Origin of the sequence: Rhizobium sp. Leaf262 (assembly GCF_001422245.1) — a bacterium.
In the GTDB taxonomy this organism is placed as follows: Bacteria; Pseudomonadota; Alphaproteobacteria; order Rhizobiales; family Rhizobiaceae; genus Agrobacterium.
This window is the reverse complement of sequence record NZ_LMMM01000008.1, coordinates 14,076-34,703: the sequence shown is the minus strand read 5'-3', so window position 1 is coordinate 34,703 and position 20,628 is coordinate 14,076. Positions and strand designations below refer to the sequence as shown.

At 56.5% G+C, this 20,628-nt stretch carries 24 protein-coding genes and 1 pseudogene; 16 read left to right on the top strand and 9 right to left on the bottom strand.

Going from position 1 to position 20,628, the window contains the following annotated elements:
- The 5 genes from ASF29_RS10360 to ASF29_RS10340 all read left to right on the top strand — a co-directional run bounded on the left by ASF29_RS10360 (position 1) and on the right by ASF29_RS10340 (position 4,714).
- Positions 1-627 carry a uracil-DNA glycosylase family protein gene (locus ASF29_RS10360; protein WP_062450616.1) on the top strand — a complete coding sequence of 209 codons (627 nt, stop codon included), beginning with the start codon at positions 1-3 and terminating at the stop codon, positions 625-627.
- Between the two features lie 63 nt (positions 628-690).
- Positions 691-1,833, top strand: coding sequence for a TDT family transporter (locus ASF29_RS10355; RefSeq protein ID WP_082453455.1), 1,143 nt, complete (start codon positions 691-693; stop codon positions 1,831-1,833).
- A gap of 63 nt (positions 1,834-1,896) precedes the next feature.
- Positions 1,897-2,517, top strand: a complete 621-nt coding sequence (locus ASF29_RS10350) for a thioredoxin domain-containing protein (RefSeq protein WP_062450615.1) — start codon at positions 1,897-1,899, stop codon at positions 2,515-2,517.
- A 422-nt stretch (positions 2,518-2,939) separates the two neighbouring features.
- Positions 2,940-3,341: a DUF305 domain-containing protein gene (locus tag ASF29_RS10345; RefSeq protein WP_062450614.1), complete on the top strand. Its 402-nt coding sequence runs from the start codon at positions 2,940-2,942 to the stop codon at positions 3,339-3,341.
- Positions 3,338-4,714: a YncE family protein gene (locus ASF29_RS10340; RefSeq protein WP_062450613.1), complete on the top strand. Its 1,377-nt coding sequence runs from the start codon at positions 3,338-3,340 to the stop codon at positions 4,712-4,714. The genes ASF29_RS10345 and ASF29_RS10340 overlap by 4 nt, the downstream gene beginning before the upstream one ends.
- Before the next feature lie 99 nt (positions 4,715-4,813).
- Here ASF29_RS10340 and ASF29_RS10335 read toward each other — a convergent pair whose 3' ends face one another.
- From ASF29_RS10335 to ASF29_RS10300, 8 genes and pseudogenes are all read right to left on the bottom strand, one after another.
- Positions 4,814-5,590, bottom strand: coding sequence for an anti-sigma factor (locus tag ASF29_RS10335; RefSeq protein WP_234791238.1), 777 nt, complete (start codon positions 5,588-5,590; stop codon positions 4,814-4,816).
- The gene (locus tag ASF29_RS10330; protein WP_062450659.1) at positions 5,590-6,096 is read right to left on the bottom strand and encodes a sigma-70 family RNA polymerase sigma factor; all 507 of its coding nucleotides are present in this window, start codon (positions 6,094-6,096) and stop codon (positions 5,590-5,592) included. Before ASF29_RS10330 ends, ASF29_RS10335 begins: the two co-directional genes overlap by 1 nt.
- Positions 6,097-6,153: 57 nt before the next feature.
- Positions 6,154-6,576: a hypothetical protein gene (locus ASF29_RS10325; protein WP_062450611.1), complete on the bottom strand. Its 423-nt coding sequence runs from the start codon at positions 6,574-6,576 to the stop codon at positions 6,154-6,156.
- A 176-nt stretch (positions 6,577-6,752) separates the two neighbouring features.
- A complete protein-coding gene (locus ASF29_RS10320) occupies positions 6,753-7,559 on the bottom strand; it encodes a universal stress protein (RefSeq protein WP_062450610.1) in 807 nt (268 codons plus the stop codon).
- A 217-nt stretch (positions 7,560-7,776) separates the two neighbouring features.
- Positions 7,777-8,214 (bottom strand): annotated as a pseudogene (locus ASF29_RS10315) (EamA family transporter).
- A complete protein-coding gene (locus tag ASF29_RS10310; protein ID WP_268753664.1) occupies positions 8,211-8,465 on the bottom strand; it encodes a CrcB family protein in 255 nt (84 codons plus the stop codon). Before ASF29_RS10310 ends, ASF29_RS10315 begins: the two are co-directional and overlap by 4 nt.
- Positions 8,461-9,147 (bottom strand): SMC-Scp complex subunit ScpB, encoded by a 687-nt coding sequence (locus tag ASF29_RS10305; protein ID WP_062450609.1) that lies wholly within the window; start codon positions 9,145-9,147, stop codon positions 8,461-8,463. The genes ASF29_RS10310 and ASF29_RS10305 overlap by 5 nt, the downstream gene beginning before the upstream one ends.
- Before the next feature lie 2 nt (positions 9,148-9,149).
- Positions 9,150-10,103 (bottom strand): DUF1403 family protein, encoded by a 954-nt coding sequence (locus tag ASF29_RS10300; RefSeq protein WP_062450658.1) that lies wholly within the window; start codon positions 10,101-10,103, stop codon positions 9,150-9,152.
- Between the two features lie 124 nt (positions 10,104-10,227).
- Between ASF29_RS10300 and ASF29_RS10295 the strand changes: the two genes are divergently transcribed.
- The 11 genes from ASF29_RS10295 (at position 10,228) to ASF29_RS10245 (ending at position 19,084) form a co-directional block, all read left to right on the top strand.
- Positions 10,228-11,361, top strand: coding sequence for a site-specific integrase (locus tag ASF29_RS10295; RefSeq protein WP_062450608.1), 1,134 nt, complete (start codon positions 10,228-10,230; stop codon positions 11,359-11,361).
- Positions 11,362-11,715: 354 nt separating this feature from the next.
- Entirely contained in the window at positions 11,716-12,003 is a 288-nt protein-coding gene (locus ASF29_RS10290; protein ID WP_062450607.1) for a type II toxin-antitoxin system prevent-host-death family antitoxin, read from the top strand.
- The gene (locus ASF29_RS10285; protein ID WP_062450606.1) at positions 12,000-12,377 is read left to right on the top strand and encodes a type II toxin-antitoxin system VapC family toxin; all 378 of its coding nucleotides are present in this window, start codon (positions 12,000-12,002) and stop codon (positions 12,375-12,377) included. The genes ASF29_RS10290 and ASF29_RS10285 overlap by 4 nt, the downstream gene beginning before the upstream one ends.
- Before the next feature lie 7 nt (positions 12,378-12,384).
- Positions 12,385-12,633: a hypothetical protein gene (locus tag ASF29_RS10280; RefSeq protein WP_062450605.1), complete on the top strand. Its 249-nt coding sequence runs from the start codon at positions 12,385-12,387 to the stop codon at positions 12,631-12,633.
- Entirely contained in the window at positions 12,630-13,757 is a 1,128-nt protein-coding gene (locus ASF29_RS10275; RefSeq protein WP_062450604.1) for a tyrosine-type recombinase/integrase, read from the top strand. The genes ASF29_RS10280 and ASF29_RS10275 overlap by 4 nt, the downstream gene beginning before the upstream one ends.
- Before the next feature lie 23 nt (positions 13,758-13,780).
- Entirely contained in the window at positions 13,781-14,227 is a 447-nt protein-coding gene (locus tag ASF29_RS10270; protein WP_062450603.1) for a hypothetical protein, read from the top strand.
- Between the two features lie 488 nt (positions 14,228-14,715).
- The gene (gene repA, locus ASF29_RS10265; RefSeq protein ID WP_062450602.1) at positions 14,716-15,930 is read left to right on the top strand and encodes a plasmid partitioning protein RepA; all 1,215 of its coding nucleotides are present in this window, start codon (positions 14,716-14,718) and stop codon (positions 15,928-15,930) included.
- A 45-nt stretch (positions 15,931-15,975) separates the two neighbouring features.
- On the top strand, positions 15,976-17,019 hold the full coding sequence (gene repB, locus ASF29_RS10260) for a plasmid partitioning protein RepB (RefSeq protein ID WP_062450601.1): 1,044 nt from the start codon (positions 15,976-15,978) through the stop codon (positions 17,017-17,019).
- A 152-nt stretch (positions 17,020-17,171) separates the two neighbouring features.
- The gene (gene repC / locus ASF29_RS10255) at positions 17,172-18,386 is read left to right on the top strand and encodes a plasmid replication protein RepC (RefSeq protein ID WP_062450600.1); all 1,215 of its coding nucleotides are present in this window, start codon (positions 17,172-17,174) and stop codon (positions 18,384-18,386) included.
- Between the two features lie 58 nt (positions 18,387-18,444).
- Positions 18,445-18,591 carry a hypothetical protein gene (locus ASF29_RS24895; RefSeq protein WP_234900432.1) on the top strand — a complete coding sequence of 49 codons (147 nt, stop codon included), beginning with the start codon at positions 18,445-18,447 and terminating at the stop codon, positions 18,589-18,591.
- A gap of 187 nt (positions 18,592-18,778) precedes the next feature.
- On the top strand, positions 18,779-19,084 hold the full coding sequence (locus tag ASF29_RS10245; protein ID WP_062450599.1) for a helix-turn-helix domain-containing protein: 306 nt from the start codon (positions 18,779-18,781) through the stop codon (positions 19,082-19,084).
- A gap of 246 nt (positions 19,085-19,330) precedes the next feature.
- On the opposite strand, the gene ASF29_RS10240 is transcribed toward ASF29_RS10245, so the two are convergent.
- Positions 19,331-20,530, bottom strand: coding sequence for a hypothetical protein (locus ASF29_RS10240; RefSeq protein ID WP_156462612.1), 1,200 nt, complete (start codon positions 20,528-20,530; stop codon positions 19,331-19,333).
- Between the last annotated feature and the right edge of the window lie 98 nt (positions 20,531-20,628).

Here is a 20,628-nt window from a genome sequence, read left to right as displayed (position 1 = left end):
ATGACCTATCGCGGACCTGATACGCTCTGGCACGAGCATCGACGCGAGGAGCGGTTGGCCGCGCTTGACAGCGCGCATATGCAGCCATTGAACGCCTTCCGGGAGCACCTTCAGCTTAACTCCGACCGGGATATGCCGAACTTCGATCCCTACGATGGCGGTATCAGCGCAAGACTGCTGATCCTTTTGGAGACGCCTGGACCAAGTCCGGTTGAACGCGGCCAGCGTTTCGTTTCGATCGATAACCCGACCGGCACGGCGAAGAACCTGCGCAAGGCACTGACTGGCGCAGGGATATCGCGCCGAGACATCGTTCTGTGGAATACGGTCCCGTGGGTCCGCGCAACCCGAAGCTCGATCGTGGCCAGCGAGCGGCGCGAGGGCATCATGGGACTTGCAGGCCTCCTGCCGCTGCTGCCGAACCTACGTGTCGCCATCCTGGCGGGCGCGGTGGCGAGCGGTGCTGAAGGGGTATTGGTGGATGCCGGCCTCGAGGTGATCCTCTGCCCCCATCCGAGTCCGACGCTGATCAATACCTCGCCGACGCTGCGCGACCGCCTTCACGCGGCTTTCGAAGTTGCCGCCGCAAAACTCGATCGATCGAAAACGGCGATCGAAATATCCTGAACTATACGTTGGAACTGATCGATGTACCCACGTATTTTCTCCTCAACGATCAGGAGAAATTCGATGCACAAGATTGTTGCCTTCAAGAAGCCGGTAGCGCCAGCTCCGGATGTTCCTATGCAAGGCCATGTCATACGGAACTTTACGCCAAATTGGTTCGCGACCACGATGGGCACCGGCATCCTTTCGGTCGCTCTCGCACAGTTTCCTGGGCATCCGTGGCTTTTCGCGATCGGTCAGGCGCTTTGGCTCTTCAATATCCTGTTGTTTGCCATCTGCACAACGCTCTACACTGCACGCTGGCTGCTCTATTCTCATGAGGCAAGCCGCGTCTTCTCGCATTCTGTCGTGTCGATGTTTTTTGGCTGCATCCCGATGGGACTGGCCACGATTATAAATGGCTTCCTGATCTATGGCATCCCGCATATCGGCGACACGGCGGTGGCAATCGCAACGACGCTGTGGTGGATCGACGTCACACTGTCGCTGGCCTGCGGTCTTGCAATCCCGTTCATGATGTTCACGCGCCAATCGCACTCGATCGACCAAATGACGGCGGTATGGCTGCTGCCGATCGTGGCGAGCGAGGTGGCGGCCGTCAGCGGTGGCCTGCTTTTGCCCCACATCGCCGACGCTCAAACGCAGTTGACGGTGCTGATGACCAGCCTGGTGCTATGGGCCTGCTCGGTTCCGCTGGCCATGAGCGTGCTTGTGATCCTTTTCCTGCGCATGGCGGTCCACAAGCTTCCGCATGTCAACATGGCCGCCTCGAGTTGGCTGGCTCTCGGCCCGATCGGAACCGGTGCCCTTGGTCTTCTCGTCATGAGCCAGACCGGACCCGCCGTGTTGTCGGCGAATGGATTGGCGAGCGTTGCTCCGGCCTTCGGTGGCGCCAGCTTCCTCGGCGCGATCCTCCTGTGGGGCTACGGCATCTGGTGGCTGGCGACTGCTGTCCTGATCACCCTGCGCTACCTTCGCGAGGGCCTGCCATTCAATATCGGCTGGTGGGGCTATACCTTCCCGCTTGGCGTGTTTGCCGTCGCCACGCTTCGTCTCTCAACGATGGTGCCGATGTCGTCTATCGCAATCCTTGGCGCGGTTCTTGTTATAGCACTTGTCTGCATGTGGCTGCTGGTCGCGGCCAAGACGATCAAGGGCACTCTCGACCGCTCGCTCTTCGTCTCGCCCTGCCTCAAGGCCGACTGATGATCGAAACACTCCGGCAGTGCTCATGGCGGAGTGTTTTTTTGTAACCGAACAGGAGAAGACATGACGTTTCGTATGATGGCCGTGATCGTCGGCATTGCCTTAGGATGCGTGACATCGGCCGAGGCCGAACCCGTGCAGGATTTGATGACCCCGGCCGTATTCCAGGACAGCTTCGTTGGGCAGAAGACCGCTCCAGTCACGCTGGTCGTCTATTCCTCCCCAACCTGCAGCCACTGCGTCGACTTCCATGAACGAGACCTGCCGAAACTGCTGGATACATATGTCGCATCGGGTAAGTTGAAGATCGCGTACCGGCCCTTCGTGCGAAACTCGGTGGATGCCGTCATCTTCATGCTGGCGAATGCGCGGGGCCGAGACAAATTCGACGAGACGGTATCGTCCTTCATGACGAAATTCGATGAGATTGCCGGCGCCGCCAATGCCGAGGATGCATTGCGCGAGATCGCCGGTAGCATGGGCATCGACCGCACGGGTTTCGATCGCGCTGTCGCCGATCAGGCCTATCTCGACAAGCTCAATGCTGCGACAACCGAAGCGAACAAAAAATTCGGAGTCGCCGGCACGCCATCGTTTTTCGTCAACGGCCAACAGGTTCGGATTAAAATGAGTTTCAACGAGGTCGCCAAAGCAGTCATGAAAGCCACCGCCAGCCTGGAGTGAAACCAAAATCTGAGAGTGGCGGAATTCCCTGTAGGAAGTTTTCCTACGATCGACCAGGCTGGTTTTCCTCTGAAAAGACAGACGACTGGGCGCCGTCGTCGAACGGCTTAGAATGTCTGCTTTTTCGCCCTGTTCCAACCGGCCGTTCATTCTCCATACCGCAATCCGCTGCGAGTATCGTCCTTCAGACATCGTTCACAGGCAGATTGGATCCAACGCGCGTGATCCTCTTGGCGGCATATGAACAAGCCGTATTTCGGCACGCCTCGAGTCACCATCCGCGTTCCGTCGTTCTTCGCGCAGACCGGCATAGCACCGCGCGTGCCAACCGCTCACGCCGACGTGAGAACAAATACGGATGAGCAGTGGAATAAACGGCGACCCACAGCGTTCTTATCCACTAAAGCCAAAAGGATTCCGCCATGCGCGTTTACAGTTTCATACTTGTTGCCAGTTTTGCCATTGTGGGAAGTGCAACTGCTGAGCAGTTCCACGACCACCAACCGGCGATGAGCATGGAGGATAGCGGCCCTTCAACTGCGTTCTCCAAAAGCATGAAAGTGGCCATGGACAAAATGCATACCGGCATGATGGCGGTACCCGAAACAGGCAATCCAGACTACGATTTTCTGGCGCAAATGATCCCGCATCACCAAGGCGCCATCGACATGGCCAAGGCAGTGTTGCTCACCACCCAAGATCCGCAAATCCGAAACCTCGCCCAGTCGATCATCACAGAGCAGGCTTACGAAATTCAGTTGATGAATTCGATGCTCACACAACAGCGCGGCTCCGTCGCCGCCAACCCGGAGACTTCGAAATGAAACGTTCCGCAGCCCTGCTGATCGCCTTGATGGCGAGCACGCCAGCCTTTGCCCTGCCCGAATCCAAGGACCGGGTCTATGCTGCTGACCAGAACAGCAACACCGTATCTGTCATCGATCCATCGACCAACACGCTTCTCGGCCTGATCAAGCTCGGCGACCCACGCCCGAATGTCTTGAGCCCGCTTTACAAGGGTGAGGTCAACGTCCACGGCCTTGGCTTCTCGCCGGATCACCGTACCATCGTCGCCGTCTCGACGGTGACCAATTCCGTGACCTTCATCGATACCGCGACAAACAAGATCAAAGGTGTCGCCTATATCGGCCGCAACCCGCACGAGGCCTTCTTCACGCCGGATGGCAAACACGTCTGGGCAACCGTGCGTGGCGAGGATTACCTTTCGGTCATTGATGCGAAGACATTCAAGGAGACCGATCGCATCAAGACCGAGAGCGGTCCCGGCATGACGATCTTTACGCTAGACGGCAAGCGCGCCTTTGTGGCCAACAGCTTCAATCCGGTCGTTCAGGTGTTCGATGTCGCGTCGAAAAAGCTGCTTGCATCCATTCCGGTGGTATCGCCATTCTCGCCGTTCATTCAGGTGACGCCAGATGGAAAGGAAGCCTGGCTAACCCACAAGGATGTCGGCAAGGTGACGCGAATTGATACCAAGACATTGAAAGTCAAGGGCGTGATCGATAGCGGTCCGATCACCAACCATCTGGCGTTCGCCGACACATCCGCCGGAACTCTGGCTTATGTGACCATCGGCGGCGAGAACGTCGTGAAAGTCTACACGCTGGACGACGAGGCTAAGCTGATAGCCACCATTCCCGTCGGCGCCTTGCCGCACGGTGTCTGGGGTTCGGGCGACGGCAGCCGCGTCTTTGTTGGCCTCGAAAATGGCGACGCGGTGGACGTGATCGACACTCAGAAGAATGAGAAGATCGCCCATATCCCCTCCGGCCAGGCCCCACAAGCGCTGATCTACGTTCCGGATGCGGTCCCAACAGGCGATGGCCGCCAAAACCTTGAATCACGCAAGGACATGCCGGAGAACATCACACTCATGCTGAAGCCTGCCGCAGATGCGCAAGGCGGCGGAATGGTCGTCTCGCGCAATCTTGGCCTGATCGATATCGTAGATCTCAGCGTTTCGAAATTGAAGCCGGACACGGCCTATGCCCTGTTGTTCGAAGGTCAGCCGGAACCGATCGTGGCGTTCAAGACGGATGCCAAAGGTGCCGCGACGGCATCTGCCACCAGTCCGACCCGCTCCATCGTTAAACCGGGCGAAGCCTCCAAGACACCTAAGGTTATCCTCGTTGAGGGAACAGAACCGTCCGCAAATGCGGTCTTGCAGAGCAACTAACAGTTTGACTACCTGTTATGGGCAACCCCAAACCAAGCTGACTGCGGCGTTCTTACAATGCCGCAGTCATTTTTGACACCGCACTGAGATTGACCGGATTCAAATCATTCCTTGATAGATCGCAGTTGCGATCGGAAGGAGCTTTGCCCGATCGACCGAGGCGGATACCGCGAAATCGAACCCCTGATCCACCCAGACAAAACTGGACACGCCGTTTTTCTCTTCAAACGTGAACGCTGTCTGCGCTGATTGGCCGGCGCGTAGATAAACGGCCAGCCTCTCGCCTTTGTCATCCTCGTACATGAGTTGTGCAGCCGCAGCGCCACCGCCCGGAAGGACGCGTCCGCCGAGCAGCTTATACCCGAATGCCGAAAGGTTCGGTGGCGTCAGTGCCCGGCCGGATCGCTTCGACAGCCATGTGACCAGATGTGCCTCGTCATCCGCTCCAACTTCGACCGGATGGGCTACTTCGACCACGAAGGTCCGATAGGCGTCAGATGCATTCGCGGCAAAACCCGCCTCGGACAATCGCGCTGCGTTGATTTGCACGCCTTCAGGCTTTAGCCACCAGCCACCGGCCAGGCCTATTCCCAGGAAGATGCAAGCGGTCATGGCGGAGCGATACCAGACTTGTCTTCGCAAAGCTGCGTTGGACTGAAGGTTGGCGATGCGCAGCCGCGCTGGAATGGGCTCTGCGAATTTTTCAGACAGCCGCACACGTAAGGCTTCCCGGTCCGCAAGCTGTTGCGTGACCCTTGCGCTCACTTCAGGATGACCAGCAAGATAGGCGTCGACAAGCGCCTGACGGTCAGGCGGTAGCTTTCCGTCGATGTAAGCCTGAAGATCATCTTCGCCGATCGGCGAACCGGTGTTCATCATTTTACCCTTCGCAAGGTCACGGGCGTCTTGTTGTCGAGAATGGATCGGAATTTCTGCCTGGCGCGCGACAGCCGCGACATCACGGTTCCGACCGGAACACCAATGACGGCGGCAGCCTGCTCATAGGACAGATCCTCGACGCCAACCAGAAGCAGAAGCGATTTTTGATCGTCGGAAAGCCTATCGAGCGCTTCGAGTATATCGCGTACGGCGATACCATGATCCTGTTCGGCGGGTGATCCGGGGAGCGTGACGGTATCGAGCTCGTGGTGTGGCCCCCGTCGCTGGGATTGGCGTCCAGCCGAAATGTGCAGGTTTCGCATGATGGTAAACAGCCATGCCCGCAGGTCGCCATCGGTCCGACGCAGATACCAGCGTGATATCGCACGCTCGAGGCAATCCTGCACGAGATCGTCGGCGCGGTTGTGATCGCGCAGAAGCGCGAAGGCATAGCGTCGCAATGCCGGTATTTCCGCCTCCAGTCGCATCGCCATTGTCGACATCATCAGCCCTTCGGATCGGTGGCCATACCGGGGATGCTGGCATGGCCACCATTCGGCTTACTTTGCAGGCGGGTTAACCTGCCAGATTTCGTCGACAAGTTTTCCGTCACGATAGGTCATGATATAGAGAACGGGAACCTTGTTCTTGCCGGCAAAGACAACATTTGCTGCAACGGTCGCGCCCTTAGGATTGGCTGCCTCCCAGACTTCGCCGACTGTGGCGGTCTGTTCGCCCTGTGCCGTCGAGAATTTGGTCCAGACTTCAGCTATCGCCTTTTCCGACGCATATGTGCCGTCGAGCGGACCACCAATCCAGGCAAGGGAAGGATCCTTACCGTAGTCCTTGGTGATTGTCGCGACATCGCCCTTGGCGATTGCTTCGATACGGGTTTTGGCCATGTCCATGGCAGGACCAGCAAAGGCTGCACCGGTGCACATGAGAAAAGCGAGCGGCAGAGCCATCAGAGCTGTTTTGCGCATAGTATAATCTCCTTGTTGAAATGACAGGAGAGAGACGCTGGCAATCACGCGTTATTCCACCCGGCAGCAAAATAATTTTTTCCTCGCTCACCGCGCTCAAGGATATTGAACTCCCTTTGGCTGGTAGAACGGATTCCAAGGGCGAAGTTCTACAGGAGGATGTGTCGTACGTAGGCCTAATGGCTGAGAAACACGGGCAAACTTGTGTGATCCATCACTGTCTTCGTGGCCCCGCCAAAGACGGTCTCGAGGAATAGGCCATGACGGTAGGCGCCCATCAAAAGCGTATCCGCGCCGCCCCTATTGGCCTTCTCCAGAAAATCGTCGGCGTTTTTCGCCACGGAGGTCTGCAGCCGCCCTGTCCCGCTGACATGCAATGTCTGAAAGAACGCAACCGCCTCTGAGATGTCGTTCTCGTGTGCTGCGATAATTATCAACGTATCAGCAGCGCGGAGCCAAGCTCTGGCCTTTTGAAGGCAAGAACGTATTCCGTCATCGTCCCTCCAGAAAATGGCGATTGAGCGGCCGAAAGAAACCGGAGTGCCGTTAGTATCCGGCGTAAAAACCACCAGCCTATGGTGATCGAAGAGCGCCGCATGCAGGGCATCGCCGCCGTCCATCGATTGCGGGTGGGCGATGGTCACAAGATCGGCTGATCCAAGATGTTTGCGGACACCGTCTTCTTCTCCACCATCAGCTTCCACCCACTCGACCTTGGCGCCAGCCGGCGACGGTTCACGCCCTGCCGACCACTCCTCGAAGATCTTTCTGACCTCGTTCCGTCGCTGAAAGGCCGTGCCCTCATCGCGGATCCGCATTTCCTGCATGTCGACTTCCTCTACACTGCCTCCGATCTTGGCGGGATCGACGCAAACATGGAGCGCCGTGATTGTTGATCCCGGTTCGACCGCTGATGCAGCGTCGGCGATGAGCAGGCTGGAAAGGGCTGTTTTAGGATGTGGGATGAGTGCAACAACGTGCATGGTTTTCCTCCTGGTTCAGGTTTCCTGCGACGCAGCTTCCGCGTCTTTTTGTTCGTGGCTCCGAACAAGCGATACCATCATCGCCGTGCCGTCGTCTCCCATCGCCTCCAAACATCCTCCAGCCAGAATACGCGATCATCCTCGGGCAGAACCGGGGTGCCACGCGTACCAGACCTGCCATATCGGGAGGCAAAGTGGGTTCGACATCGGATCTGCTCTAGGCTCGGTAAGCGACGAGGATAGCGCCGCAGGCAATCAGGCAGACGCCAAGCCAATTGGGAAGCGACAGACGCTCCCCTAGAAAGAGTACGGCGAAGATTGCGACGAAGACGACACTGAGCTTGTCGATCGGCGCAACGCGTGCGGCATCACCGGGTTTCAACGCCCGGAAATAGCAGATCCACGACGCGCCGGTTGCCAGGCCTGATAGAACAAGGAATACCCAGCTACGGCCGGACACCGTACCCGGCGATTGTCAATTTCCGGTGACATAGACCATCATCCCGGCGGCCGCCAGAATGACGATCGTGCGAATGAAAGTCGCGAAATCGGAATTGACGTTTTCGACCCCGACTTTTGCGAAGATAGCCGTCATTGCCGCAAAGCCAGCCGATAATAGCGCCCAGAAGGGCCAGCCGAGAAAAATACTTTTCATGCCGTTTGACCTCCAGCCATACCACGCACCAGCACCATGCCAGCGAACATTGCAATGAATGCCAGGATGACAGAAGCGCTGGCGTAGAGGATGGCGGCGCTAGCCTCTCCCCTTTCCCAAAGCCCTACAGCATCCAGCGAAAACGTCGAGAAGGTCGTAAAACCGCCAAGAATGCCGGTTGTCAAAAACAACCGCAGTTCTTGCGGCAGCCCGATGTGCGCTACCGCGGCGCCAAGCCCAAACCTGTCAATCTTCCAACATGTCGTCTCCGGCGGCCGGGTCAGTATCCACGGCGCTACCCTGTTTACTCAAGAGACCAGCGTCTTCCAGCGCCTCGATGTTTGGCAGGTCCCGCAAGGTCTCCATGCCAAAGGCCGAGAGGAAATATGGCGTCGTGACATAGGTATATGGCGCGCCCGGCGTGGGGCTCCGTGGGCCGGAGCCGATAAAACCTGCACCACGCAAACCGCCGATCGTATCGCGGCTGACTTCCTTGCCAAATAACTTTGACAACTCACCGCGCGTGATCGGCTGGAAATATCCGACAGCTATCAGCACCATCGCCTCAAATTCAGACAACGCCGCCACACCGCCTCGCGTAGGCGCGAACGAAGCGCGGATCGTCTCGGCAAACCTTGGTCGGGTCCGGTGTTGCCACCCGCCTGCGACCGAGATCAGTTCATAAGGGCGATCTCGCAGCTCTCCGACCAAGTCGTCGATCAGCAGATCGACGCTGCAGTCTTTGCCGACCACCCGCGCCAGAGTCTCGCGGCTGACCGGCTCGGCGGACGCAAAAATGACCGCCTCGACGCGCATCATCCATTCCCGCCAGCGCATTTCCGACGGCAAGTCCAGTAGCTCGCGATCATACAGGAGCTCTTGCTTGCGTCCTCCGGCTTGACGGCGGGGTTTAGCTGCGCTCGCTCCTGCCATTGTCACAATCCAAATATTCGGAAGGAGGACCGGCCCGAGAGCTCGCGTATCGCCTCAAAGCCTTCGAGCCGCTCGAACAGCCGGTTTGCCGCCCATCGTGACAGGCTGGCCCCGGCTGCCGAAGCGGATACAGCGTCTTCGTTCAACAGCCGACGGATGACTGGTTCAGCTCCTCTGGTCCTGACTTTGGCTGCGATGGCCAACAAGCGGCTAGCGCGGCGATCGATCTCCGCAGCGGAACGCAGTGCCAGTTCGGCGCCATCGACAATCGCCATGCAGATTGCTTTCGAATAGGCTGACTCACCCGGCTTCACGCGACCCCGGCCACCGATGGTGCGGAAAGCTGGGCCAAAGCGCTCGGGTAGCAACAGGGGAACCGGTTGCGACCAGTTCAGCTTCTGAGCCAGCACCATCTCGCCAAGACCAAGTGCCAACACTTCTGTGTCCGGGCGAGCCGCAGAAATCGCCATTATAAGGTCCGCCACCGCGAAAGGTGCCGAACGTCCGGATTGGATGGCAGAATCGACAAGATCTGGGACCAAGGCAAGATCGTCGTCCCAACGGATCGATAGAAGCGTGGCCAATTCCTTAGTAAACGATGTGCCCGCCATGCCGATCCGGCGGGACAGCATTCGTGTGGCCAAAAACAGCTTCCCGGCAGGACCGGGATCACCGTCCACGGGCGTCAACAAAACGGCGTCCCGCAGCGCGGGCTCTTCCTCGTTGCGACCGAGCATCCTGGCCGCGACGGCGGCTGACTTGAGAGCAAGACGATCGCGCCAGCAGCCTATCCATGGTGTATCCGAACGGATTAAATCGTCGAGTGATTTCAGCGCGATACCTGCGGCAAAAGCAGCATCCCGCTCGTCAATGTCACGGCCACGCGCCAGCGCCCAGCTTGGGAGGTAGCCGGTCCATGTGGAGGTTGCAGAGAACGAAGATGTGATCGAATCCATACGCAGCAGCATAAATCAGATGTGCAGTTTGTGCTACTTTTTCGTTATAAACCGCACAGCCTATCGCGAAGATAAAACGTCCGATAATCTTGCATTATCGGACATATTGTTCTTTATATAGAGAATGACCCAAATCATCGAGCAGAACAGCGAAATTAACGTCGAGGAGACCTCAGCGCCGTCTCTCAGAACAGCCTCCGGCGGTGATGTTTCCGCGCGGGAGGTGTCTGGCGATAGCCCCCTCCCCTCTCTCGTCGGCGAGGACCAGACGCCCGCCCATCTTGCAAGCCTTGCTGATCGCGCCCGGGGTTATGTCGAAGCCGCGAGTTCCGCCAATACCCGCAAGGCTTACGCTTCGGACTGGAAGCATTTTGCCGCTTGGTGCCGGCGGTCCAATCTGGGCCCCCTCCCCCCGCATCCACAAACCGTCGGGCTCTATATCACCGCCTGCGCCTCCGGCACGGCTGAGCGGGGTACAAAAGCCAACTCTGTCTCAACCATCGAACGACGCCTCTCCTCCCTCAGCTGGAACTATGCCCAGCGTGGCATCTCGCTCGATCGCAAGGACCGGCATATCGCCACCGTGATGGCCGGCATCCGCAACAGCCACGCCAAGCCACCTATCCAGAAGGAAGCAGTCATGGCTGAGGATATCATCGCCATGGTCGAGACGCTCGATCGCGGCTCTCTGCGCGGCCTGCGGGATCGGGCCATGTTGCTCATCGGCTTTGCTGGAGGGCTTAGGCGCTCCGAGATCGTCGGCCTCGATCTGAAGGCCGACCAGACTGAGGACGGTCGCGGTTGGATCGAGATCCTCGACAAGGGTATGCTCCTCACCCTGCGCGGTAAAACCGGCTGGCGAGAGGTCGAGGTCGGTCGCGGCTCGGCCGATGCGACCTGCCCGGTCGCCGCAATCGAGACCTGGATCAAGTTCGCCAAGCTGGCTCATGGCCCTCTGTTTCGCCGGGTCACCGGGCAAGGGAAAGCAGTTGGGTCAGAACGGCTGAACGACAAGGAGGTCGCTCGGCTTGTGAAGCGGGCCGCGATGGCCGCAGGCGTCCGCGGCGATCTCAGCGAAATTGAACGCGCCTTCAAGTTCTCCGGCCATTCCCTTCGCGCGGGCTTGGCCTCTTCCGCTGAAGTCGATGAGCGTTACGTCCAGAAACAGCTTGGGCACGCATCAGCAGAGATGACACGTAGATATCAGCGCCGGCGGGATCGCTTCCGCGTGAATCTGACCAAGGCATCAGGGCTTTAGGTGGCCCCTCCCCCACTCCGGAGTGAAATCGTAAGAGGAGATTTCAATGTCGGATTTCTCACTTAGCGCTTCAATTGAAATCGGGAGCTAAAAGCCACAGCGGATGCCGCGTCCGAAATCGGCCGCAGCAGGCTCAATATGGGTAATTTGGTGAGATCGTAAACCATTGAAATCATGGTAAATGATTTGTTAAACGGACGCCAGTGGATATTTGGTGTCCGTCAGATGGTACGGTTCTGGGTTACGCTTCTAACCATCGATAAGTACCTCTTATCGATTCTTATGCGTACGTTCTAATTGTACGGTTTGGTAGCCTATGATATAGTCGCGCCGATAATGAATTCGGAGCTCACAATGGCCCAGACCAGCTACAAAATCAGTGAGGCTCGCAAGAATTTTGCGGAAGTCCTCGAGCGTGCCAACCAAGGCGAGGAAATTGTCATTATGCGCGGCAACGAGATCTATGCCCGCATTGGACCCGCCATTGATGGTAATAAGCGTCCCTTTGGCCTTTTGCGCCATCGTGGCCTTCCCGACGACCTGTTCGACACTGTTGATGCCGAGCAGGCTGCGATCGACGCAGGCGACTGGAACGACGAGACCGGTGTCTGGCAGGACAAGCCTGGCGAAACAGCGCAATGAAGATTCTGCTTGATAGTCATGCGATCTACTGGTGGGCAATCGGCAGCGAAAGGCTTTCTGCACGGGCGCGCGCGCTGATCGAGGACAAGACGAATGTCGTCCTCGTCAGCGCCGTTTCGTTCTATGAGCTGGATAACAAGATGCGGCTGAACAAGCTCGACCTGAAGCCACAGGAGTTGCGGGCAGCCGTGACAGCCAGTGGCCTACAGACTCTCGCCATAACCGATCTGCATGCCGAATTGGCAGCAAGCTTCGACTGGGGCCATCGCGATCCCTGGGATCGCATTCTTGCGGCGCAGACAAGACTGGAACACTGCACGCTGATCTCAACGGATGTCGTGTTCGACACTGTGCTGCACGAACGGATCTGGTGAGGCAGGGATGAAAGTGTTTGTCGAGATAGCAGAGGCCGCAGAACGGCTTGAGGATTTGATTGAGCTGACGCTACTCGGTGATGAGATCCTGATTTGTAGAGACGGGACGCCGACTGCCACCTTGACACCGATCGAGAAAAAAGAAGAGTCGATGGACAGGTTCATGGCTCTTGCAGCAGAAGGTCGCAAGAACGTTCCAGTCGGAGCCACATCCAACCACGACGACTTTGATGATGAGCATGGATTGCTAATATGAGTGGTCTTGATCGCCGCTTGCGTGAACTCGACACGATTGCTGCAGTCCTGCCGCTCGAGCGTCGGGATGAACTTGCGGAGCTTTTGACCGATCAAGATATCGAGACGCTTCGCCATCTGGTCAATGAGGGCATGGGTGCCAACACGCTGCGGGCACTGACGTCAGACCTTGCTTATTTGCAGGCTTGGTCGCTCGCGGCAACCGGAGCCTCGCTCCCCTGGCCGGCACCTGAAGCTCTTCTGCTCAAATTCGTTGCCCATCATCTGTGGGATCCCGAAAAGCGCATCAGCGATCTGGGTCACGGGATGCCGCAAAATGTCGATCGTCTTCTGCGCGAGCAACGGTTTCTCAAGTCCGTCGGCCCTCACGCACCCGATACGGTCCGCAGGCGGTTGGCAAGTTGGTCGACGCTGACGAAATGGCGCGGCTACCAAGGGGTATTCTCCTCCCCTGCCCTCAAGCAGGCGATACGCCTGGCTGTCCGTGCCACGCCGCGTCCGCGAAAACGCAAAAGCGCTAAGGCTGTGACCGGTGACGTCCTAGCAAAGCTCCTTGCGACCTGCGGCTCCGATAGCCTGCGCGACGTCCGTGACCGGGCAATTTTGATGGTGGCGTTTGCCTCCGGTGGTCGTCGGCGCAGCGAAATCGCTGGGCTGCGCAAAGAACAGTTGACCGTCGAGGTGTCGATTGCAGTCGACAACGCCCCTCCCCTCCCCTCGCTTTCCATTCATCTCGGCCGGACAAAAACGTCCGGAAGTGAAAACGACGACGTTGTTTATCTAACGGGGCGGCCCGTCGATGCATTGAATGCATGGATGACGGCCGCGCGCATCGATAGCGGAAGCATTTTCCGCAAGATCGATCGCTGGGGAAATCTGTCCAAACATGCGCTGGAACCGGGCGCCATCAACGCGATCCTGAAACAGCGTGTGGTTATGGCCGGCCTGGAACCGGGGGAGTTTTCTGCGCACGGCCTGCGATCCGGATATCTGACGGAGGCCGCGAACCGGGGCATTCCCCTCCCCGAGGCTATGGAGCAATCACGCCATCGTTCCGTTCAGCAAGCATCGAGCTATTACAACCATGCCACACGGCGCAGCGGTCGAGCGGCAAGAATGCTGTGACGGAAAGGCTCGGAACTTAGTCCATGACAATCCTGTTCAAAACAACGATGACTGAAGACCAGGCGTTTGCAAAGATCGAGCAAGCGCTGAATACCGGTCGCGAATACGACGGCTATTTCAGTGTCGCGGACGATGACGGCGAGATGCCTTTGTCGTGGGGACCCTCGATGAGCGGCGAAGAGTTTCTTGCGAACGTCAGAGAAATGCTCGAAGTGACATGGAAAGCAGCCCGGTTTTGGGTTGTCTATGACCGTCGTGAGGATCGTGGAGATCCTGATGCCATCGCGATGCGCAATGCAGCATTTCGTATCACACGCGGCTATAACGGCGTCATCGTCGCTTCGTTAAGTCTCCTGGGACGCAAAGACGCTTTGCAAGATCTCGAACTGGTTTTCGTCTGTTTCAGAGAAGATTTCCAACGTCGAAACTTTAGAATTCGCTTTGAGAACAAACCCATTACATCTCCGTGATGGCCAATCGATTTTGCGCCAACACTGGATATCGCAGCTGGCGCAAAATTTCCCTATCCTGCGACGTTGCAAAAGGCAGGAAAACAAGTGCCGCTTTAATTGGGTGTGATTAAGCGTACAGAAATAAACCCGTCAACGTGAGAAATAACAAGGCGTTGTCGTGCGTATCGGCATAAGGACCCCCAGCCGGTTCACAATCAGGGACTCCGTCACATGAAGATTTTGATGGTGAGCGTCTCCGGCGGCTGGCGCGGCAGACGTAAGATGCAGCGCAGGTACGACGAAGATTTGGCCTTGTCTCTATGCGCTGTTTGCCGAATCGCTTCGTAAAGCGCCCCAAAAAGTTTACTGCGGTAAACTCGATATACGCCTTAGTTTTCCTGTTAACTTTCGGTTAACTTTGTTTTCCTTGCCAGACTCGTAGAATCGGGTCTAAATGCGGTTACTTTGCTCGTGTGAGCTTGAAAACGCATTTAAGGTTTTTCGCGATGAATATCGCTCATATCGATAAAACGGCAATTTCTGACGTCGATCAACTTATCATTGGTCAGGCGCAAGAGCTGTCGGAAAAATTGAAGCAGCATCGCTTGGAGATGTATCCTCCACGGGCGATGAAGGACCTGCGCGAGTTTCAGCTTGCAGAGGCTGCACGTTTTGTTGGAGTAACAAGTGGCTACCTGAAGAACCTGTCCCTCGAAGGCAAAGGCCCGCAGCCCCAGGTTACCGCCTCCGGTCGCCGGTCTTATACGGCGGCGCAGATGGAAGCGATGCGTCATTTCCTAGAGCACAGCGGCAGAGCCGGAACACATTATGTCCCTCACCGTCGTAACGGCGAGAAGCTACAAGTAATCGCGGTCGTCAACTTTAAGGGTGGTAGCGGCAAGACAACAAGTGCCGCACACTTGGCGCAGTATCTCGCGTTGTCCGGTCATCGCGTGCTCGCCGTCGATCTCGATCCGCAGGCCTCCCTCTCCGCAATCCATGGTTTGCAGCCTGAGTTCGATGTGCATGAGAACGAGACCCTTTATGGCGCCATCCGCTATGACGAACAGCAGCGCCCGCTAAGCGAGATCATTCGCAAGACCAATTTCCCCAACCTCGATCTTGTGCCTGGAAATCTTGAACTGATGGAGTTTGAACACGATACCCCACGTATTCTAGCCCAAGGCAAAGGCAAGGACTACGGACGGATTTTCTTCGCTCGTCTCGATGAGGCTCTATCGTCCGTGGCATACGATTACGACGTGGTGATTATCGACTGCCCTCCCCAGCTTGGCTTTCTGACGATGAGCGCGATCTGTGCAGCGACTGCGGTCTTGATTACAGTTCACCCGCAGATGCTGGACGTGATGTCTATGTGCCAGTTCCTGCAGATGCTGGGCGACATTCTCAGCACGCTTAAGAATGTCGGCGGTAACATGAATCTGGACTGGCTCCGGTATCTTGTCACTCGATACGATCCGCAAGATGGGCCACAGACGCAGATGGTGGCGTTCATGCGTTCCATGTTCAAAAACCATGTTCTACTGAACCCCATGTTGCGAAGTGTCGCGATCTCAGACGCCGCGATGACGAACCAGACGCTTTACGAAGTTGAGCGTGCCGCATTCACCCGTTCAACATACGACCGGGCTATCGAAGCAATGGACGCGGTAAATGCTGAAGTGCTGGATTTGATATACAAAGCATGGGGCCGCAACTGATGTGTATTGAGTTTACCGCAGTAAACTTTTGGCAGGGAGCGCACCATGGCTCGTAAAAATATCTTGTCTGGAATTATGAATGAAGACAAGCAGACCAGCCCTGACGGTATCGAGGAAAAGCCTCAAGAGAGCTTCCGCACGACCACGCGCGGAATGGGTGCTCTTGGTGCCGTAACCAGAAGCATTGACGAACTCGCAGCGCGCGCAGATGCCGCACAGGAGATCGAGAGACGTCTGGCCGAGGGTGAGACTGTAATCAAGCTCGATACGGGGTTGATCGATAGCTCGTTCGTCACGGATCGCGTTGCGATGGACGAAGCGGAATTTCAAGAACTTGTCGAAGCTATACGCGCCCGAGGTCAGGACACCCCCATATTGGTTCGTCCGCACCCCACAAGGGCAGGACACTATCAGACCGTATTTGGTCACCGCCGCGTTCGAGCCGCCCGCGAGATCGGAATTCCTGTTCGTGCCGTCGTCAAGGCGCTGGAAGACCGTGATCACGTCATTGCCCAAGGACAAGAGAATTCGCAGCGATCCGACTTGTCTTTCATCGAGAAAGCGATGTTTGCACACAATCTGGAAACAGGCGGTTTCGGACGAGACACTATCATGTTGGCGCTTGGAGCTGACAAGACAACAATCTCTAAGATGCTGTCTGCTATCGAGCGATTCCCTGCCGATATTCTCGACACTGTGAAGGCGGCGAGGGCACCAGGCCGCGACCGTTGGTATTCTCTTGGTGGGGCGGTGTCAGAAGACGCCATGGCTGACAAGGTACGGTCTGTTCTTCGCGAACCTGATTTTGTCGCTTCTGCTCCCGATGCTCGTTTTGATATGTTGGAGCGTTTGGTCCCTAGAGAAAAGTTTACCGCAGTAAACTCAGGAGCCAAATCGCCGGTCCAAACGTGGGAAAGCGAAAGAAGCTTGGTTCGAGCATCTATCAAAGGCGACGGGAAGCGCGTGACTATCGCTCTGAAGTCTCCCAAAAATTCGGACCAGGCCGCCGCGTTCGGCGCCTATCTCGCCAATAATCTCGACAAGCTCTACGAGGCTTTCGAAAACGATCAACAGCAAAGTGGAGACTGAACCGCAAAAGAAAAAGGCCCCCAAACGGTAAACCGTGGAAGCCCTTCTCGATCTCTAGCAAGTAAGAGAATCGCATTTCCTCGAATCACAGTCAAGAGTCTTTGGCATCGTTTGGGTGAGCAATTTTCTTTGCCTTTTGGAAGGTGAAAGAAGTGCAGACAGGAAGTGTGACGACGCCCTTTGGGCGGCGGCCAATGACGCTCGACTTGGTGAAGCGGCAAGTGGCCACGAATGATATCAAGGCGGGCAAAACAGTTGAGAAATGGAAAGTCTTCCGTGATGCTTCGGAAGCGAGAGAAGAGCTCGGCTTGCAGTCGAACAGCCTGGCTGTGCTCGACGCGCTTCTGAGCTTCTACCCGGAAAACGAATTGTGCCAGGATGCGCAGCTCGTCGTGTTTCCGTCAAACGCGCAACTGATCCTTCGAGCCCACGGCATGGCAGGCGCTACGCTGCGTCGACATCTCGCGCTTCTGGTCGATGCTGGCCTGATTGTCCGCAAGGATAGTGCCAACGGCAAGCGTTATGCGAGGAAGAACGGTGCTGGCGAGATCGAGAACGCGTTTGGCTTCGACCTCTCGCCAATCCTTGCCCGGTCTGAAGAGCTTGCTGTCATCGCGCAGAAAGTTGTTGCGGCTCGTTCCGCCTTCCGTAAGGCGAAAGAGAACCTGACAATCTGCCGCCGGGATGTCCGCAAGCTCATTACTGCGGCAATAGAGGAGGGGGCTGACGGCGACTGGATGGCAATCGAGGCTATGTACATCGACCTCGTTGCCCGCATTCCACGCTCACCAACCATCGCTGACGTCGCAAGTATCCTCGATGAACTCGAACTTCTGCGCGAGGAAATCCTTAATATGTTGGATACGCAGTCAAATTCAGAATTTAATAGCACCAATGATGCTCATATTGAGCAGCACATACAGAATTCAAAATCCGAATCCTTCAATGAACTTGAACCTAGCTCTAAAAACGAGCAGGGCGAAAAGCCGAGCAAGAGACGCCAACCTCAAACTGAGACGCTGAAGGCCTTTCCTTTAGGTGTTGTGCTGAAGGCATGCCCTCAGATTGTCGACTATGGTCCAGCCGGTACTGTGGGTGGTTGGCGAGATCTGATGTCGGCCGCGGTTGTGGTGAGGTCGATGCTGGGGGTCAGCCCGTCGGCCTATCAGGAGGCGTGTGAAACGATGGGGCCGGAAAATGCAGCGGTTGCGATCGCCTGTATCCTGGAGAGGGCAGGGCACATCAATTCCGCCGGCGGATATCTGCGTGATCTCACCAACCGGGCAGCACGTGGGGAGTTTTCGCTCGGACCGATGGTAATGGCACTGCTGAGGTTGAACGGGGAAGCCGAAAAGCGGTCGGCTTGATGATCATTGACAAAAGCGAGTTCGATCACCATAACTACCCCAATGGGTTATAATCACTATGCAGACAGTTGCTGAAACATCGCTCTTCGTCAAACAGGCAACGGCTCTGTTCACGGACGACGAGCGCAGGGATCTGATCGATTTTCTGGCGACCAATCCTCAGGCTGGTAATGAGATACCGGGTGCAGGTGGTGTCCGTAGCTGAGATCTGCGGCCAAGGGTAAAGGCAAACGGGGTGGCGCCCGCGTTATCTATGACTGGTACGGCGACGATGCGCCCATCTATGCGCTTCTCGTTTACGGAAAGAACGAAAAGACGGATTTGACGCTGGAAGAGGCCAAGGTGGTTGCTGTGTTCGCAAAGGCGATCAAAGCGACGTACAGGAGCAAACCATGAGCGAGAGGACAAAATTAGGTGAGGATTTGATTCAGGCTATGACCGAAGCTCTGGGTCATGCGCAGGGTAGGGACCCTGCGGGCATGCGTGTCACTGCCGTTGATCTGGAAACTGTTGATGCGAAGGCGATCCGCCAAAAGCTGCATCTGACGCAAGATGAAATGGCTGCTTTGCTTGGGACAAGCCCATCAGGATACAAAAAGTGGGAGCAGGGGGCTCGTCAGCCATCAGGTGCTGCTCGAACACTTCTGCGTGTGATGGAGAAGGAGCCCGAGGCAGTGCTGCGAGCGCTGTCCGGTTGATCAATGCGTTCGCTAACGTATCGAAACACTGTTAATCGCGATAAACTTTTCAGACCCCAGGTGATCTTTCCTCATGTCTCAATATACGCCAGAGTTGGGCAGCAGCTATTGCCTTGGCACCTTTCATAACACAGATGTACGACCACGATTGTAGGGAATCTGCATTCGGAACATCGGGCGACGATCTGGTGGCTTCGCCCAAAATATTATAGTTTCATATAGTATTTATACCATAAAATAGGCCCATTATTGCAGCGTTCCCAGAGTGATCTTCCGCACCAGGGCATAAGCAGTCTCGCCGGGAAGGCGGGCTATATAGCTTTTGAGGCTGTCGTCATCATCGTAAGCCGAGAACCACGTCAGAACATAGACTTTCCCGTCATGCCACCAGGCCTCTCCCACAAGAGAACCCGCGCCATCACCAGGTGCGGAAGTCACCGAAAACACGAACTTCTGCACTGTAATGCCGTTGCCGGAAGAACGATCATCGGCCTTGTTTGAGACCAGCTCCAGCTCGGGCATCTGTGCCGCTTCCATACTGAATCGACGGAGTGCATTTTCCGGCCCCACCTTTGCGAGATCCGGCTTTTGCGGCATATCGCTTTCGCCGAGCCATACTATGGAGCTCGCCAACCCATCCTTTTTCTGCATCAGATGCAATTCGCGCTGCCCCTCACCCTTGCGGCCATCGAAATCGTTGAAGGTAACGCGGAACACATCGGGAGTACGGATGGTTTTCAGTCGGCCGCTGAGCGTCAGCGTAACTGGCACAGCGCTATCGCCATAACCATCCGGCTTGCCATCCGTGAATGCCATATCGGAAATAATACGGTTGAAGACATCTCCTGTGTTGCCTATGCGCTCGTTGATGGTCGCATCATCGGCAGCATCGGCCAGCGGGATGAAGAAATGATGGTTGAGCACGGTATTTCCGCGCGTGCGGCAATCGCTCAAGACCCCCTCCTGCGGCTTGCCCTGCTTGTCGAGACTCAAGGATAGAATCTGCGCGTGGGTCTCATTGAGATTGAGGTCGTCGATTGTCTGAACTAAGTAGCCGTCGCGACGCAGCGTGTTGTTGCAAAGCCTGAGCGCCGACCCCCCCACGCGCAAGCGATAGGCCATGACGGTCGCCGTGATATCGACACCGGCAGACGGCAAAACGTATTTCCCGACAATCGTTATGTTGCCAAGCCCGGCACTATCGCCTTTCACAGTTGTAGTTTGGATCTTCGCATCTTTCGGAAAGACTGTCGTATAGCCCAGATTCGCAGCCCCGAAATCCATCGTTCTGCTGACCCAGCCAGCAGCCTCAGCTTGCTCCGAGGTCCATTTTGTGGCACGAACAGCATCGTTCTCGGCAACTCCTGATTGCGCATTCGCTGCGCTGCCGGTCACAACCAGAATGCAGCAGGCACGCATGGTGCGGCCCATCATCGTCCGTAACATGTCGATCTCCTTCATGCCGGACAATATGATCAGGGGTGCAAAGCGTGACAACCCTGATGGAGGAAAAATGTCATCAGACGCAGTTCCCGGCGAACGTA

What these genes read in the sequence shown, in the direction of transcription:
- ASF29_RS10335 (WP_234791238.1), bottom strand. Translation starts at nt 5,590, where the DNA reads ATGAACACCGGTTCGCCGATCGGCGAAGATGATCTTCAGGCTTACATC.
- ASF29_RS10285 (WP_062450606.1), top strand. Translation starts at nt 12,000, where the DNA reads ATGAAGATTCTGCTTGATAGTCATGCGATCTACTGGTGGGCAATCGGC.
- ASF29_RS10325 (WP_062450611.1), bottom strand. Translation starts at nt 6,576, where the DNA reads ATGCGCAAAACAGCTCTGATGGCTCTGCCGCTCGCTTTTCTCATGTGC.
- ASF29_RS10240 (WP_156462612.1), bottom strand. Translation starts at nt 20,530, where the DNA reads ATGTTACGGACGATGATGGGCCGCACCATGCGTGCCTGCTGCATTCTG.
- ASF29_RS10295 (WP_062450608.1), top strand. Translation starts at nt 10,228, where the DNA reads ATGACCCAAATCATCGAGCAGAACAGCGAAATTAACGTCGAGGAGACC.
- ASF29_RS10270 (WP_062450603.1), top strand. Translation starts at nt 13,781, where the DNA reads ATGACAATCCTGTTCAAAACAACGATGACTGAAGACCAGGCGTTTGCA.
- repA (WP_062450602.1), top strand. Translation starts at nt 14,716, where the DNA reads ATGAATATCGCTCATATCGATAAAACGGCAATTTCTGACGTCGATCAA.
- ASF29_RS24895 (WP_234900432.1), top strand. Translation starts at nt 18,445, where the DNA reads ATGCAGACAGTTGCTGAAACATCGCTCTTCGTCAAACAGGCAACGGCT.
- ASF29_RS10330 (WP_062450659.1), bottom strand. Translation starts at nt 6,096, where the DNA reads ATGTCGACAATGGCGATGCGACTGGAGGCGGAAATACCGGCATTGCGA.
- ASF29_RS10350 (WP_062450615.1), top strand. Translation starts at nt 1,897, where the DNA reads ATGACGTTTCGTATGATGGCCGTGATCGTCGGCATTGCCTTAGGATGC.
- ASF29_RS10245 (WP_062450599.1), top strand. Translation starts at nt 18,779, where the DNA reads ATGAGCGAGAGGACAAAATTAGGTGAGGATTTGATTCAGGCTATGACC.
- ASF29_RS10355 (WP_082453455.1), top strand. Translation starts at nt 691, where the DNA reads ATGCACAAGATTGTTGCCTTCAAGAAGCCGGTAGCGCCAGCTCCGGAT.
- ASF29_RS10340 (WP_062450613.1), top strand. Translation starts at nt 3,338, where the DNA reads ATGAAACGTTCCGCAGCCCTGCTGATCGCCTTGATGGCGAGCACGCCA.
- ASF29_RS10345 (WP_062450614.1), top strand. Translation starts at nt 2,940, where the DNA reads ATGCGCGTTTACAGTTTCATACTTGTTGCCAGTTTTGCCATTGTGGGA.
- repB (WP_062450601.1), top strand. Translation starts at nt 15,976, where the DNA reads ATGGCTCGTAAAAATATCTTGTCTGGAATTATGAATGAAGACAAGCAG.
- ASF29_RS10275 (WP_062450604.1), top strand. Translation starts at nt 12,630, where the DNA reads ATGAGTGGTCTTGATCGCCGCTTGCGTGAACTCGACACGATTGCTGCA.
- ASF29_RS10300 (WP_062450658.1), bottom strand. Translation starts at nt 10,103, where the DNA reads ATGGATTCGATCACATCTTCGTTCTCTGCAACCTCCACATGGACCGGC.
- ASF29_RS10320 (WP_062450610.1), bottom strand. Translation starts at nt 7,559, where the DNA reads ATGCACGTTGTTGCACTCATCCCACATCCTAAAACAGCCCTTTCCAGC.
- ASF29_RS10280 (WP_062450605.1), top strand. Translation starts at nt 12,385, where the DNA reads ATGAAAGTGTTTGTCGAGATAGCAGAGGCCGCAGAACGGCTTGAGGAT.
- ASF29_RS10360 (WP_062450616.1), top strand. Translation starts at nt 1, where the DNA reads ATGACCTATCGCGGACCTGATACGCTCTGGCACGAGCATCGACGCGAG.
- ASF29_RS10305 (WP_062450609.1), bottom strand. Translation starts at nt 9,147, where the DNA reads ATGGCAGGAGCGAGCGCAGCTAAACCCCGCCGTCAAGCCGGAGGACGC.
- ASF29_RS10290 (WP_062450607.1), top strand. Translation starts at nt 11,716, where the DNA reads ATGGCCCAGACCAGCTACAAAATCAGTGAGGCTCGCAAGAATTTTGCG.